The sequence below is a fragment of the Agromyces mariniharenae genome (genome assembly GCF_008122505.1).
Classification (GTDB): domain Bacteria; phylum Actinomycetota; class Actinomycetes; order Actinomycetales; family Microbacteriaceae; genus Agromyces; species Agromyces mariniharenae.
The window spans coordinates 1933718-1947834 of sequence record NZ_VSSB01000001.1 but is presented as its reverse complement, the minus strand read 5'-3'; the positions used below and the strand labels follow the sequence as shown (position 1 = coordinate 1947834).

The 14117-nt window shown below is 72.0% G+C and carries 15 protein-coding genes; 8 read left to right on the top strand and 7 right to left on the bottom strand.

Annotation, left to right across the window (positions count from 1 at the left end; all coding sequences use genetic code 11):
- Positions 1-57: 57 nt before the first annotated feature.
- From FYC51_RS08970 to FYC51_RS08960, 3 genes are all read right to left on the bottom strand, one after another.
- Complete coding sequence (locus tag FYC51_RS08970; RefSeq protein WP_148733227.1) at positions 58-420, bottom strand: DUF4190 domain-containing protein; 363 nt, start codon at positions 418-420, stop codon at positions 58-60.
- 122 nt (positions 421-542) lie between these two features.
- A complete protein-coding gene (locus FYC51_RS08965; protein WP_148733226.1) occupies positions 543-1334 on the bottom strand; it encodes a DNA alkylation repair protein in 792 nt (263 codons plus the stop codon).
- A 99-nt stretch (positions 1335-1433) separates the two neighbouring features.
- Positions 1434-2183 carry a hypothetical protein gene (locus FYC51_RS08960; protein WP_148733225.1) on the bottom strand — a complete coding sequence of 250 codons (750 nt, stop codon included), beginning with the start codon at positions 2181-2183 and terminating at the stop codon, positions 1434-1436.
- Between the two features lie 364 nt (positions 2184-2547).
- Here FYC51_RS08960 and FYC51_RS08955 point away from each other — a divergent pair, with 364 nt between their 5' ends.
- Together FYC51_RS08955 and FYC51_RS08950 are read left to right on the top strand one after the other, a co-directional pair.
- Positions 2548-4008, top strand: coding sequence for a DUF6421 family protein (locus FYC51_RS08955; protein WP_148733224.1), 1461 nt, complete (start codon positions 2548-2550; stop codon positions 4006-4008).
- 1 nt (position 4009) lies between these two features.
- Positions 4010-4696, top strand: a complete 687-nt coding sequence (locus FYC51_RS08950; RefSeq protein ID WP_238476277.1) for an SDR family NAD(P)-dependent oxidoreductase — start codon at positions 4010-4012, stop codon at positions 4694-4696.
- A 2-nt stretch (positions 4697-4698) separates the two neighbouring features.
- Here FYC51_RS08950 and FYC51_RS08945 read toward each other — a convergent pair whose 3' ends face one another.
- Complete coding sequence (locus tag FYC51_RS08945; protein WP_148733223.1) at positions 4699-5802, bottom strand: DUF4232 domain-containing protein; 1104 nt, start codon at positions 5800-5802, stop codon at positions 4699-4701.
- 153 nt (positions 5803-5955) lie between these two features.
- On the opposite strand from FYC51_RS08945, the gene FYC51_RS08940 reads away from it, so the two are divergent.
- The 3 genes from FYC51_RS08940 to FYC51_RS08930 are packed head-to-tail and all read left to right on the top strand — an operon-like array spanning position 5956 to position 7795.
- Complete coding sequence (locus tag FYC51_RS08940) at positions 5956-6309, top strand: PadR family transcriptional regulator (protein WP_148733222.1); 354 nt, start codon at positions 5956-5958, stop codon at positions 6307-6309.
- Positions 6306-7061 carry a hypothetical protein gene (locus tag FYC51_RS08935; protein ID WP_148733221.1) on the top strand — a complete coding sequence of 252 codons (756 nt, stop codon included), beginning with the start codon at positions 6306-6308 and terminating at the stop codon, positions 7059-7061. The genes FYC51_RS08940 and FYC51_RS08935 overlap by 4 nt, the downstream gene beginning before the upstream one ends.
- Positions 7058-7795, top strand: a complete 738-nt coding sequence (locus FYC51_RS08930; protein WP_148733220.1) for a hypothetical protein — start codon at positions 7058-7060, stop codon at positions 7793-7795. The genes FYC51_RS08935 and FYC51_RS08930 overlap by 4 nt, the downstream gene beginning before the upstream one ends.
- 34 nt (positions 7796-7829) lie before the next feature.
- Here FYC51_RS08930 and FYC51_RS08925 read toward each other — a convergent pair whose 3' ends face one another.
- Positions 7830-8471 (bottom strand): hypothetical protein, encoded by a 642-nt coding sequence (locus tag FYC51_RS08925; protein WP_148733219.1) that lies wholly within the window; start codon positions 8469-8471, stop codon positions 7830-7832.
- Between the two features lie 116 nt (positions 8472-8587).
- Complete coding sequence (locus FYC51_RS08920) at positions 8588-9904, bottom strand: MFS transporter (RefSeq protein ID WP_148733218.1); 1317 nt, start codon at positions 9902-9904, stop codon at positions 8588-8590.
- 92 nt (positions 9905-9996) lie between these two features.
- Between FYC51_RS08920 and FYC51_RS08915 the strand changes: the two genes are divergently transcribed.
- From FYC51_RS08915 to FYC51_RS08905, 3 genes are all read left to right on the top strand, one after another.
- Positions 9997-10383 carry a phage holin family protein gene (locus FYC51_RS08915; protein WP_148733217.1) on the top strand — a complete coding sequence of 129 codons (387 nt, stop codon included), beginning with the start codon at positions 9997-9999 and terminating at the stop codon, positions 10381-10383.
- Between the two features lie 165 nt (positions 10384-10548).
- Positions 10549-11394: a PIG-L deacetylase family protein gene (locus FYC51_RS08910; protein WP_148733216.1), complete on the top strand. Its 846-nt coding sequence runs from the start codon at positions 10549-10551 to the stop codon at positions 11392-11394.
- A gap of 82 nt (positions 11395-11476) precedes the next feature.
- Positions 11477-12286, top strand: coding sequence for an alpha/beta fold hydrolase (locus FYC51_RS08905; RefSeq protein ID WP_148733215.1), 810 nt, complete (start codon positions 11477-11479; stop codon positions 12284-12286).
- Positions 12287-12331: 45 nt separating this feature from the next.
- Here FYC51_RS08905 and FYC51_RS08900 read toward each other — a convergent pair whose 3' ends face one another.
- On the bottom strand, positions 12332-14098 hold the full coding sequence (locus FYC51_RS08900; RefSeq protein WP_148733214.1) for a SulP family inorganic anion transporter: 1767 nt from the start codon (positions 14096-14098) through the stop codon (positions 12332-12334).
- Positions 14099-14117: the final 19 nt, after the last annotated feature.

The window sequence follows — 14117 nt, the reverse complement described above, 5'->3', positions numbered from 1 at the left end:
CCCCGCCGCCGACTCCTCGGAGCCGGTGACGGGGACTCCCGCGTCGATGCCGTGCGGCTAGTTGACGGTGACCGTCGAGTTCGCCATGAGCGCCGTGGCGAAGACGATCCAGAAGATGATGCCGATGATGATCGACACGAAGCCGAGGACGATCGCCCAGAGGGCGAGGCCCCGGCCGCGCTCGCCGGTCTTCTTGATCTGGTTGAGGCCGATGAAGCCCAGGATGATCGAGATCAGGCTGAAGCCGAGGAAGACGATCACGAACGCGACGATCGACAGGACGTTCCACTTCTCCCCGGTCGCCGGCGCGGGAGCCGCGGCGGCAGCGGGAGCGGGAGCGGGAGGGGCCGGAGCCGGCGCCGGCGTCGCGGCCGGAGTGGGCTCGGGCTGCGAAGCCGGGGGAGGTACTGAATCAGTCATGTGAGCGTTCCTCGCGATCTTGGTGGACGAATGGCCGTTCCGCATACTGGCAGCGCGCCGAACGGCTGTCAACGACCGACGACGGGCGAGTCGTCACCGGGTGACGCAACCGTGATCCGACGTCATACGGCGCGGCGCATCGCGCGATACGCGAGCCGGTCCTCGGGGGACAGGTGCTCGGTCGCGTACGACAGCATGGTGCGCGGCATCCGCGGGGCGTACTCGTCGAGGAAGGCGGTGAGCGCGCCGCGGTCGACGCGCTTGCCGACCTCGCGCAGCATCCAGCCGACCGCCTTGTGCATGAGGTCCTCTCGATCGTCGAGGAGCCGGGCCGAAAGCCGCAGCGTCGGCGCCCCGTCGCCGGCCTTGATGAACGCGAAGGTCGCGAGCACGGCGACCCGGCGCTCCCACAGCGAGGCGGATACCGCGAGCCGGTCGAGCAACGGGTCGTCGCCCCGTCGGGCGTCCACGAGCACCTCCCCGACCAGCCATTCCGCCGAGCTGTCGACGAGGTCCCAGTTGTTCACGCGCCCTGCGTGCACCGCGTGCAGGTAGGCCGCGTGGAGTGCGGCGCGCTCCGCATCGTCGCGGGTTCGGGGCCTTCCGGCGACCTGGAACCGCCGCACCATGATGAGGAGCGCGGCGAGGCGGTGCTCGTGGACGTCGCTCGCCAGCAGTCGGGAGACCTCGTGCGGCGGCAGGGCCGCGAAGCGGGCGACCACGGTACGCGTGTCGGGCACCGTCACGCCGATGAAGACGTCGCCCTCGCCGTACTGGCCCGGCCCCGTCTTGAAGAACCGCGCCGAGCCCGCGGCCCGCTCGGGGGAGGCGAGTCGGGCGAGGGCCTCCTGCACCGCCTCGGCGGTGAGGGCTGCGGGATCCGTGTCGCTCGCGGCATCCGTGGCGTGCCCCATGTGCGGCACCCTACCGGCACCGCCCGGCACGCGAACGAGCGCGGCGAGTCGTCTCCGATCTCGCCGCGCCCGTGAACGGACCGCAGGGGTGCCGCCCGTTCAGAACGAGCCTCCGTTGGGAGACAGGTCGTCGTCGACCGTGTCGTCCTGAGGCGTGGGCGTGGGTGCGGGGTCGCTGCCCTGGGTGGGCGAGACGTCGTCCTGCACCACGACGGGGGCGCTGCCCTTCAGCTCACGGACCGCGGCATCCGACCATGCCTGGCCGTACGCGCTGAGGCGCTGGCCCTGCATCTCGGCCGCCGTCACGTCGGCGGCGGCGTGCGCCTCGGCGTACTCGCTGAGCCGCGTGCCCTGCATGTCCGCGGCGCTCACTCCGGTCTGCGTGCTGCCCTTGAGCTCGCGAACGACGTCGGCGCTGAAGGACTTCTGCTCGACCGTCACCGACTGCGAGTGCAGCTCACGGCGGGCGTCGGCGCTGAACTCGCGCGCGCTCTGCTGCAGCACCGGCTGGGAGTGCAGCTCGCGACGGACGTCGGCGCTGAACTCGACGGGGCCCTGCACCACTGCCTGGGAGTGCAGCTCGCGGAGCGCGTCCGCGCTGAACTCGCGCGGCGCCTGCGCGGCCTGCTCGGCCATGCGGGCCGTGATGCGGTTCTCGACTCGAGTCGGCGAGAGGTCGTCGCGAACGATGACCTCGCCGTGGGCGAGACCGATCACGGATGCGGCGTTCGCCGCCGGGCGCAGGTCGTCGCGGACCTGTCCGCCCTGTGCGGCCACGCCGGCGCAGCCGCTCATCAGAACCACCAGCGACGCGATCGCGATGACCGGTGCCGCCGTCCTTGCATTCATGGTTCCTTTCCTTCCTGATAGGGGTCCACGAGGTGTGGGGTAGTCGTGAAGCTACGGATGCCACGACGACGCCGGATCCGGGACCCCACCCCGACCGGCCCCGAATATTCCTGAGCTTTTCTCAGTGCCAACCTCCGGCGTATGCTCCGAACGGAGGGGAGCGCACCCTGAGCCGGCCGCGCGGCGGAGGTGTGCGCGAGGTGGCGGAGTCCGTCGCGAGATCGCGCGTGCACGCAACAAAGCCGCACCGGACCGCAACACATCGCGGGAAGCCTGCGTCTAGCCTTGGAACACCGGCCGATCCGGCCGCATCGAGGTCGTACTCGCGACCTCGTCCACGCACCCACGGGGAACGGAGGTTCACATGTCGAACATCACGATCGACGCCATCATCGGCGAACCCGAGGTCCTCGAGGACGAGGTCACCGCAACCGACATCGCGCTCGCGCAGGGCGTCGAGTCCGACCCGGCGTGGCTCCGCCTGAAGGAGTCGGCCACGAAGCTGCAAGCCCTCCAGGTGAAGGACGGCTCCGTGCCCGAGGAGGGCGACCGGCCCGAGGCATCGGCGCTCGTCGACGCGGTCGTCGAGTCGATCGAGGCGCTCGCGCCGCGGTTCCCGCACGAGCGCGCGTACCTCGCGGCATCCGTCGCGGACTTCCGCCGCTGGCAGGCCGAGGGCTTCGGCGTGCCCGACTTCCTGGACTCGCTCGTCGAGTTCCAGCCCCAACGGCACCGCGTCGACGGCATCCGCCACCTCGTCGTGTTCCCCATGTACACGCAGAACGGCTCGGCCGATCGGCACGTCGAGGCGCTCGTGGTCGAGACCATCTGGCCCGAGTTCATCGCCGCGCTCGAGGCGGGCGACTACTCGAACAAGCTGTTCGTCTCGCTCCGCCTGGTGGACTTCACGCCCGGCTACGACACGAACTCGGCGGTGCTGTTCCCCGAGACCGTGGCCATGCGCGAGATCCCGCCCTTCACCTGGGGCGCGATCTTCCAGGACCGGGAGGCTGCCCGCTACCGCCGGGTGGTGCGCGCCGCCGCCGAGATCACGAAGCTCGAGCTGCCCGAGGACGCCGCCGCGTTGCTCGACGACCAGGAGCTCGCCGAGCGCACGTTCGTGATGTGGGACATCATCCACGACCGCACGCACATGCGCGGCGACCTGCCGTTCGACCCGTTCATGATCAAGCAGCGCATGCCGTTCTTCCTGTACTCGCTCGAGGAGCTGCGCTGCGACCTCACGGCGTTCCGCGAGTCGGTCAAGATCGAGCGGCAGCTGCGGGCCCGCACGACGGATGCCGAGGCGGTCCCGCTCTCCGAGGTCGAGCAGCAGCTGCTCGAGCACGCGAAGCTCGTGCAGTACGCCGTGATCTTCGACCGGATCTTCCGGTTCGCGATCACGGGGTCGCGCGTGCGGAACTACGACGGCCTCGGCGGCCAGCTGCTCTTCGCGTGGCTGCACCAGAAGCACGTGCTCGAGTGGACCGACGTCTCGCTGAGCTTCGACTGGTCGGCCGTGCCCGACGCGGTCGTCGAGCTCGGCGACGCGATCGACGAGCTCTACTGGAAGTCGATCGACCGCCCGAAGACGGCGCACTGGCTCGCGGCCTACGAGCTCGTGCGCGGCGTGCTGACGCCCAACCCCGCGTCGGTGTGGGCCGAGGGCCTGCCGCGCGAAGTGCTCGCCGGCCCGCCGAAGGGCTACACCGACCTCGTGATGGACGACGAGTTCCCGCTGTCGATGTTCTACGAGGCGCTCGACAAGAAGATGAAGCCGGTCATCGAGTCGACGGTCGGCATCACCGGCGCCTCGGAGGCCTGACGTGGCGGTCGCCGGCCGGACCGTGCTCATCGCGGGGGCGACGAGCACGGCCGGCCGGGCCGTCGCTCGGGCGCTGCTGGATGCGGGCGCCCGGGTGGTCGCCGTCGGCAGCGACGAGGGACGCATCCGTGAGCTCGAGCAGGAACTCCCGGGCGTCCTCGGCGAGAACGCCGACCTGACCGACGGCGACGACGTGCTGGAGCTGTCGATGCGGGTGCGCGCACGCACCGGCGACATCGACGGCGTGATCCACCTCGTCGGCGGCTGGCGCGGCGGCGGCGGCATCATGGGCCAGACCGAGGAGGACTACCGCGTGCTCGAACGGTCGTTCACGGCCCTGCGCTACGTGAGCCGCGCGTTCTGGCAGGACATGATCACGTCGACCGCCGGACGGATCGCGATCGTCTCCTCGACGACGGTCGAGAACCCGACCACCGGCAACGCGAACTACGCCGCCGTCAAGGCCGCGAGCGAGTCGTGGATGCACTCCCTCGCGAAGGGCTTCGCGCCGCGACCGGTCGACGCGGCCGGGGCACGGCAGCCCGTGGAGCCCGGCGGCGGGGCCGCCGTCATCTTCCGCGTTCGGTCGCTCAGCGGGCTCGAGGAGCAGCTCGCGGCATCCGTCGTGGACATGTGGAACGGCGCCGCGAGCGAACTCAACGGCGCCGTCATCACGCTGGGCGACTGACCTCAGGCCGCGGCGAACGCCCCGATCTCCAGCACCGTCGACCCGTCGGCGCAGACTGGGATCGGCGCGGCGCCGACGACGCCGGGGCCGGCACCATCCGAGGTGACGTAGGCCCGCAGGTGGTCGGCCTTCACGGCCTCGCAGCCCCACGCGGCCGGGTCGGGTGCCGTGCCGAGCACGACGGCGGCGTCGCCGTGCGCGAGGACGAACGGCTCGCCCATGTCGTCGCCGACCGCCCACGACCACCCGATCCGGGTGTCGTCGGCCGCCTCCACGACGAGACCGGGCCATCCCCAGATCGAGCACGGCGTGTCCGTCGCGTTCGTGAAGACCAGCTCGAATCCGGATGCCCCGACGACCGACAGGTCGGGCCGGGAGACGAACTCGAGGGTCAGCTGCTCGTCCTGGCACTTCGCAGGGAGCGGGGCCGGCTCCTCGGGCGCAGTGACCTCGCCCGGTGCGCCGTGCAGGGCGACCAGCGGTCCGAGCCAGAGCGACCAGGTCCCATCCGTGCAGACGGCGACCCGGGCGTCATCGACGATTCCGCCGGCTGCCCCGTCCGACGAGATGTAGGCGCGCAGGCGATCGGAGGTCGCCGCGGCACAACCCACCGCGGACGGGACGGCCGCACTACCCTCGGCGACGGCCTGGCCGCCGTTGGGCGGGAGGACCGCCAGCGTGCTCGTCGGTCCCGACGCGAGCGCCCACGTGAGCGTTGCGCCGTCGGCGTCCTCCGCGACCAAGCCCGGCCACCCGTCGAACGAGCACGGTCGCGACCCGACGTTCGTGAAGACGAGGTCGAACGCGGTCGCCTCCGCGGTCGACCGGTCGGGCCGCTCGCGGTAGTCCGCGGTGAGGTTCCAGTCCTCGCAGTGGTCGGGACCGGCCGCCGGCGCCGTCGCCCCCGCGACCGTCGCCGTCACCGCGTTCGAGACCCTGCTCGCCTCGGCGGCCAGGACCTCGCTCATCACCATGGAGGCGGACGCGCCGACGGGGTCCAGCCCGCCCGCGTCGGACGCGCCCGCCATCCACGCCGTTCCCCCGGTGAGCGTCGCCGTCAACGCCACCCCGGCGATCGCTCGAAACACCACCCTCTTGGTGTACATGTCGTTCCCCTTCCGAGCCACCCGATGAGACGGCTCCGTCTGGGCCGCCGATCAGGCGACTCGGGGGGACGCTAGCATATGGGCAGGTATCTTCCTATAGTTTCGGCAGATATCTTCCTATACAACTGGACGATATCTTCCTACACTGTTCCCATGCCACGCAGACGGGAAGGGCGGCTGGTCGACCTCGAGGTCGACATCCTCGGCGCTGGGATCGAGCTCCAGGCGGAAGACGGCGACTTCTACGGCTTCGCACTCGCCAAGCGCATCGCCGACCGCGCGGGAGCCACGGCGCTCACCGCGCACGGCACCCTCTACAAGGCGCTCAGCCGCCTCGCCGAACGCGGCCTGGTCGAATCCGAATGGGAGGATCCGGGCATCGCCGCCGACGAGGGCCGCCCTCGACGGCGGCTCTACCGGGTGACCGGCGCCGGCGTCGCCGCCTGTCGCGCCGAGACCGAGCAGCGCACCGCGCTCGCACCGAGCCCGAGGACGGCGTTCGCATGAGCGCCGTCACGCTCGAACCCGACGGCGGGCTCGGGCTCGAGGCATCCGCGCGCATTCGACATCGTGCTGCGGGGCGCGTCGACGCGACGGTGCTCGCCTGGTGCCGGTGGTACACCGCCGACCTGCCCGACGACGTCGCGTCCGAACGCCGGGCCGAGGTCGCCTCCGACCTCTACGAGGAACGCGAGCACTCGGGTGCCCGTGCGACGGGCTCGATCCTCGGAAGGGCCATCCGCGGCATCCCGGCCGACCTCGCCTGGCGCGGCGCCCGGTTGCGTCGCGCCGCGATGGGCGCCCCGAGGGGCACGTTCCCGCTCGCGATGCCGGCGCTCGCGCACCTCGCCGCGATCGCCCTCGTCGCCTGGGGCGGGTTCATCGTCTGGCGCGTGGTGCGGAGCGTGCTCATCGGCGACTGGCGCGGCGCGGCCGACGTCGCCGAGCTCTCGGTCGTCGGCCTTGTCCTGGCGCTCGTCGGGTCGTGGCTGCTCATGGTCGCCCGGCGACGGGCGTTCGCCGGGCTCGTGCTGGCGATCGCGGCGTACCTGCTCATCCGATTCGGCACCTACGCGCTCATGGAGACGAGCGTGAGCTTCACGGCGTACTTCTCGACCTCGACCGCGCAGATGGTGCTGCTGAACCGGGTCGCGACGGGTGCTGCCGTGCTGTTCTTCCTCTCGATGGCCGCGTGGTGGACCGCACCGAAGGCCGTGGCCGAGCCCGAGCCGGCCGCTCGGCCCGAGGACGGGGAATGAACGTCAGGCGACTGGCCGCTCCGATCGCCATGGGCGGCATCCTGGTCTGCGCGGCGGCGGTCGCGCTCACGGCCTTCGGCGCGTTCGGGACGTCCTGGTTCGAGCTCGCCGGCGACGACGTCGCAGCAGGCGGCGCGACCGTCGACCTCGACGCTGGGGACTCGGATGCCTCGACCGTCGATGCCATGGCCATGGAGGTGCCCATCTCCGACCTCTCGACGGTGGAGGGCCAGGAGGAGTACATGGGCCGGGAGCAGGTCATCGCCGAGTGCATGGCCGGCAAGGGCGCGACGTACGTGCCCGCGGCCCCGTGGCTCAACCAGGATTCGCAGCCGCGAGGGCTGAGCTTCGAGCAGTCGATCATGTGGCTCAACGCGTTCTACGGCGAGGCTCGCGACGACTGGTCGGTGCCGGCCTCGGACTGGAAGCAGCGCGGCTGCCTCGGCGTGGGGGAGCACGCCGTGGCGGTCGCCCGGGCAGCAGGGACCCCGCTCTCGGCGCCGGTGCCGGCGCCCGACCCGAACGCGATGACCGAGGAGGAGGAGATGGCGGCGTTCCAGGACGAGATCCGCGCGTGCCTGGCCGAGCAGGGCTTCGGCGAGTTCGACGACGGCACGGACGCCTGGTGGGTCGCGATGTACGGCGACGCGGGCACCGGTGCCGCCTACCGCTGGGAGGACGCCGGATGCCACGGCTACGCCGTCCATGTCCTCGGCAACGACAACATGCACTGACTGACCGGGCGGCCGCGGCCCTCGCGTGCCCTGGTCAGTCCTCGGTCTCGATCCCGATGCCGTCGGCGGGCGGCGGCTCGACACCCGAGCGCATCGAACCCGCCTGGTCGCTGCACCACTCGAGCGCGGCCTGCCACCGGCCGACCTCGCCGCGCGACAGGTCGGGCGGCATCGCCGGGAACCGGTTCGACGTGTCGGGCCCAGGGTTCCACCACTCCCAGTAGAGGTACTCGTGGCCCGCGTCGGCCATGCAGTCGCGGAGCACCTGCTGGAACGCGAGCCAGGACTCGCGCTCGGCCAGCGTCGGCGGCACGGTGACGTCGGGCACGCCGTGGGCGCGATCGGGATCGTCGGCGCCGGGTGTCGGAGTCGGTGCGGGGGCGGGTGTCGGCGTCGGCGTGGCCGGGGTCGCTCCCGATGCGCGATCGGGCGGGGTCGGCCCGTTCGACGCGACCGGCGCGCCACCCGCATCCGCCTCGTCGACGGCGCCGTCGGTCGTCGAGCCCGGATCCGCGCCTGCAGAAACGTCGTACCCGCCGGCGTCGGTCGGGGCGGGCGCCGGGTGACGCGCGTCGTAGAAGACCGGCGCGCCCGTGGTGGCCGCGGCGGCGCCGACGAAGGCGGCGGCGCCGACCGCGACGGCGACACCGAGGCTCACGAGCCACGCCTTGCGCATCCCCGCACCCCCGCCCGTCGTCCGCCGTCGGGGCGCCGGCGGCGGCGCCCGTGTCCGGACATGCTAGCGACGATCGGTGTCCCCCGAAAGGGGCACGGGGCTTCGTGACCGGATCGTCACGCCGTGGGCGGCGCCGCGGCATCCGCCGTGGGCTCGTCGCCCGTCTCGGCCGCCTGCGTGACCGTGCGCGCGGTGTCGGCCGGCGCCCGCTGCCGACGGCTGAGCAGCACGAACGGCGCGGCGAACGCCGTGATGACGCCGCTCCAGAGCATCGAGGCGCCGTAGCCGCCGAGGTCGGCCGAACGGCCGAGGATCGGCTGGAAGACCACGCCGCCCGCGCTGCCGAGCAGCGAGTCGAAGGAGAGCACCGTCGCGCGCTGCTTCGACGGGATCATGTCGTTGAGGTAGGCGCGATGCACCGGGTCGTCGATCGACGACGCGACGCCCCACGCGGCGATGAGCACGACGGCGATCCAGAAGTTCGTGGTGAAGGCGAGCGCGATGAGCACGGCCGTGCTCGAGAGCGTGGCGAGCAGGATGGTCGACGTGCGCTTGCGGAACAGCCGGCGCACCCGGGGTGCCAGGATGCCGCCGACGATCCCGGCGCCCGACAGCAGGGCGGCGGCGAGGCCCGCGATCGTGTAGGCCTCCTCGTCGCCCCACAGTTCGAGCAGGTACGGCTGCAGCGCGTAGAACGCGTAGATCCCGACGCCGGCGGTGAACGGCGTGGCGAGCATGAGCCAGCGCACGGGCGGGTTGCCGAGGCCGTACTTCACGGAGGCGCGCAGGACGTTGCCGGTGGCCTTGATCGGCCCGGCGCCGCGTTCGGGCGTGAACCCGAGGTCGCGCATGAGCAGCGCGGCCACGACGAGCATCACGACGAGGATGCCCGCCCGCAGCAAGAACGGGACGCCGAGGTTCGTCAGCTGCGCCACGATGCCGCCGAGCACCGAGCCGCCGAGCATGGCAACGTTGCCGACGATGATCGCGCGGCCGAAGACGGTCTCGAGGCTGCCCCGGTACTCGGTCGCGTGCAGCGCGTCGACGAGCCACGCGTCGACCGCGCCCGAGAAGAACGTGAAGCCGAGGCCGAGCAGCACCGACACGATCGCCCAGGCCCAGAACGGCGACTGCCAGACCCAGAGCAGCCAGTACAGCACCGTGGTCACGGCGAGCGTCAGCGTGCCGAGCAGGTACGACGCCCGGCGCCCGACCGTGTCGGCGACCACGCCCGTGGGGATCTCGAAGATGAACATGCCCGCGCTGAAGAACGCGTTGGCGGCGAACGCCTCGAGGTTCGAGAGCCCGGCGTCGAGCAGGAACAGCGTGTTGATGCCCCAGATGAACGAGGCCGCCAGCGTGTTCCCGAGCATGAGCGTGTAGTACACGCCCTGGACACGGCGGGCGGCCCGGTTCGGTCCGGCTTGGGTCATGCCGCTCCCCGTCGTGGCGTCACCCGTTCATCTTCCACCGCGGCGGCGCGCCACGCCAAGAGGTCGGATGCCGCGTTCGATACCCTCCGCTCATGGTGCGCCTCCTCATCCGCATCGCCGTCTTCCTCGGCGCGGCCGCGCTCGGCCTGCTCCTCGCGGCGCTGCTCATCCCCGGTTTCCACGTGCATGCGACCGGCTTCATCGTCGCGATCCTCGTGTTCGCCGCCGCACAGGCCCTCATCGAGTGGCTGATCGAGCGCATCTTCCACCGATCGGCGCCGACCGTCGCCGGCATCGCCGGCCTGGCGTCGACGTTCCTCGCCCTGTGGCTCGCGACCCTCCTCTCCGACGGGCTCAGCTTCGACGGCGTCGCGGCGTGGATCCTCGCCGCCGTGGTCGTGTGGCTCACGACCGCGCTGCTCGGCTGGCTCGCGGCGAAGTTCCTCATCGACCGCCGCCGGAGCGAACGGAAGGCCTGACCCGAGCGCTGCTCGCGGAGCCCGGATTCGGCCGGGATCCCGCGAAGCCGAGCATGATTCGGCGTTCGCCGCGCTCCGGGTTAGCATGCTCGTCGCCCCCTCCCCGCGGCGGGCCTCCCTTCATCGGCGCGCCGCGACCCCGACCCGAACCCGAAAGCCCCGCCCATGCGCAAGCGCACCGTCGCGCTCCTCGTCACCGCTGCCGTCCTGCTCGCCCTCGTCGGCGGCGTGTACTGGGCCGGCCGACACCTGTTCCACGAGCCCGCCGCGCGAGGCGTCGACTCCGTGGTCGGCGAGCTCGGCGGCACGCGCGTGCTCGGGGTGTTCGCCCACCCCGACGACGAGCAGACGGTCAACGGCCTGTTCTGGCGCGCCAAGCGCGACGACGGCGCCTACACCGCGATGATCACCGCGACGCAGGGCGAGGCGGGCGAGCAGTCGCCCACGGTCGGACGCCAGTCCGACCTCGGTGAGATCCGCACGGCCGAGGCGCTGAAGAACAGCTGGAACCTCGGCGTCGACCGGCACGTCGTGTGGGACTACCCCGACGGCGGCGTGCCCGAGGTCGACGGGGACGAGCTCGTCGAGCGGGTCGTCGCCGAGATGGAGCGGGTCCGCCCCGACGTCGTCGTCGGGTTCTGGCCCGAGTCGGGCGCGACCGGCCACGAGGACCACATGCGGATGGGCGAGGTCACCGAGCGGGCGATCGCCGAGCTCGCGGCATCCGACGGCGACTACCGCGGCCCCGAGCACTTCGTCTACACGATCAGCCCTTCGACGGCGCTGTCGATCTTCGGCGGCGAGACCGGGAGGTTCGTGGTCGAGCACCAGCCGAAGCCCGAGTACGCGATGCCCGCCGAGGTGCAGAAGAAGCACGAGGGCTGGAGCATCCACGCGTCGCAGGCGAACTTCCTGCAGGAGTCGTACCTGCTGCCCACGTGGCTCGTCTACGCCCTCTGGGACCAGGAGTTCTACACCGTGCGCGACCTCGAGGCCGACCCGATCCGCTGAGGGCTTGCCCGCACTTCCGCGCGGTTCCAGACTGGGGGCAGCCCGGATCACTCCGGCCGCCCACCCGAGGAACGAGGCGACGATGCCGACCATCACGAGCTCCGACGGCACCCGGCTGCACTACGTCGAGACGGGCGACCCGGCAGCCCGTCCGGTGGTGCTCATCGCCGGGTTCACGGCGGCCGCGACGAGCTGGTCGTACCAGGTGAAGCCGCTGGCCCGGGCCGGCCTCCGCGTGATCGCGTTCGACCGGCGCGGCCACGGCGCGTCCGAGGTCGGTCCCGACGACCACACCATGGACCGGCACGGCGCCGACATCCACGACCTCCTGCTCGAGCTCGGGCTCGACGACGTCACGCTCGTGGGCCAGTCGATGGGCGGCAACGCGATCTGGTCGTGCGTGCGGCAGTTCGGCACCGGCGGCATCCGGGACATCGTCATCGTCGACCAGACGCCGAAGATGCTGAACACGGCCGACTGGCCGTTCGGGTTCTACGACTACGACGCCTCGAACGTCGATGCCATGTTCGCGACCGGCATCCCCGACCCCGGCCGGCACCCGGCGAAGTCGAAGGGACTCGTGCGCATCGCCAGGGTCCTGAAGGCGATGGACCTGCCGAAGGGCGGCAAGCCCACCTTCACGTCCGCCGAGCTCGAGCTGCTCCACGACCACGCCACGCGCGACTGGCGCAGCACGGTCGCGGAGGTGGACGTGCCCGTGCTCTTCATCGCCGGCGCCGAGAGCGAGTTCTGGCCGGCCGAGCACGCCGCGGCATCCGCTGCCCTGAACCGGCGCGGGACGTCGACCGTCATCGAGCGCGACGGGCACGCCGCGAACATCGAGCAGCCGGGGCGGTTCAACGCCGAGCTGCTCGGGTTCCTGCAACGCTGACGTCCCGCGTCGCGTCCCGATGCCGGGCCCACGGATGCCGCGCCGTCAGCGCCGCTCGGCCACCCACGCCTCGGCGTCGGCGTGCGCGCGGTGCACCGCCTCGCCGATCCACTCCGAGCTCGCGTAGACGCGGTCGGGACCGAGGCGGTCGAGCAGGCCGCCCGCGGCGAGCTGGTTGCGGATCCGGTCGCCCGCGACCACGAGCCACAGCGTCGAGCCGCGCTGCTCGAGCTCGTCGAGGTAGCGTTCGAGCACCGCGACGAGCGAGAGCCCGAGCTCGTCGATCCCGCGCAGCCGGAAGATGACGACGGAACCGCGTGACGCGTCGTCGACCTTCGGCAGCTGCTCGTCGAAGACCGGCGCCGTCGCGTAGGCGAGGTTGCCGTACGGCTGCAGCACCACGACGCCATGCGGCGGGACGACGGCCACCGGGTCCGTCTCGCGCATGCGCCCCTCCCCGTGGAACTCGAGCTGGCGGACCCGCAGGCGGTTCGACTGCTGCGCCACGAAGAGGATGATCGCGAGGCCGACGCCGATGAGCACCGCGAACTGCAGCGGCACCACCAGCGTCAGGCCGAACGTGACCACCATGATGGTCGTCTGCAGCGCGCCCGTCTTCACGACCGAGTGGATGCGCAGCGGCTTGATCGCCTGGATCCCGACCACGATGAGCAGGCCGGCGAGCGCGGGCATGGCGACGAGCGCCACCACGCCCGAGGCCACCAGGATGACGATCGCCATGACCGTCGACGCGATGAACAGGGCGAGGCGGGTCCGCGCGCCGGCGGCGACGAGGATCCCGGAGGCGGACGTCGACCCGCCGACCGGCATGCCGCGGAACACCCCGGCCACGATGCTGCCCGCGCCCTGGCCGACGAAGTTGCGCGAGGCGTCGGCCGGCCTGCCGTCGGGGTTCGGCACGCTGCCCGCGACGCCCGCGCCCTGCACGAGGCCGACGAACGCGAGCGCGAATGCGGGCAGCAGCAGGTCGGGCACGTCGGCCAGGCTCGGGAGCACGGGCGCGGGGAGGGCGTTCGGCACGTCGGCGATGTCGCCGACGGTGAGCACCTCCCAGTCGAACGCGTACGTGAAGAGCGCGGCCAGCCCCGATCCGAGGACGATCGCGACGACGAGTCCGAGCGCACGCAGCGGGGTGCGAGTGAGCACGACGATCAGGCCGATCGTCACGAGCCCGACGACGAGCGTGGGCACGTGGAACTGCCCGAGGTGCAGGAGCGTGTCCATCGCCCGCACGAGCCGGTTCGCCCCGCGCCCGGTGTAGCCGGTGAGGTTCGCCAGCTGCCCGAACACGATGTTGATGCCCACCGCCGTCACGAAGCCGACCATCACCGCCGTGGGGACGAATCGGAGCAGCCGGCCGCCGCCGACCAGGCCCGCGACGACCATGATGAACCCGGTGAGCATCGCGAGCGTGTAGAGCGCCCGATCGGGGTCGGGTGCGTTGCCGACATCGCTGTCGGCGACGATGAGCGCCATCGCGCTGGTCGCGTTCACGGCCATGAAGGTGCTGCTCGTGAACAGCGCCGCCCCGGCCATGCCGAACAGGAACGCGTACAGGCCGGCCACCGGGTTGACGCCCGCGAGCAGCCCGATCGCGAGCCCGTCGGGCACGCTCTCGACGCCGAGGATCGTGCCGGCCACGGCGTCCTTGCCGAGCGTCTCGCGGCGGAACACCCCGCGGATCGCCCGCCAGCGGGCGGCGACCCACGACTCTCGCGGCGGCGCAGATGGCGTCGACGGCGTCGAGGGCTCGGCAGCCGTCCCCTCCGGTTCGTCCGGCGCCCCGACCATCGCGCTCCCCTCCGACCCC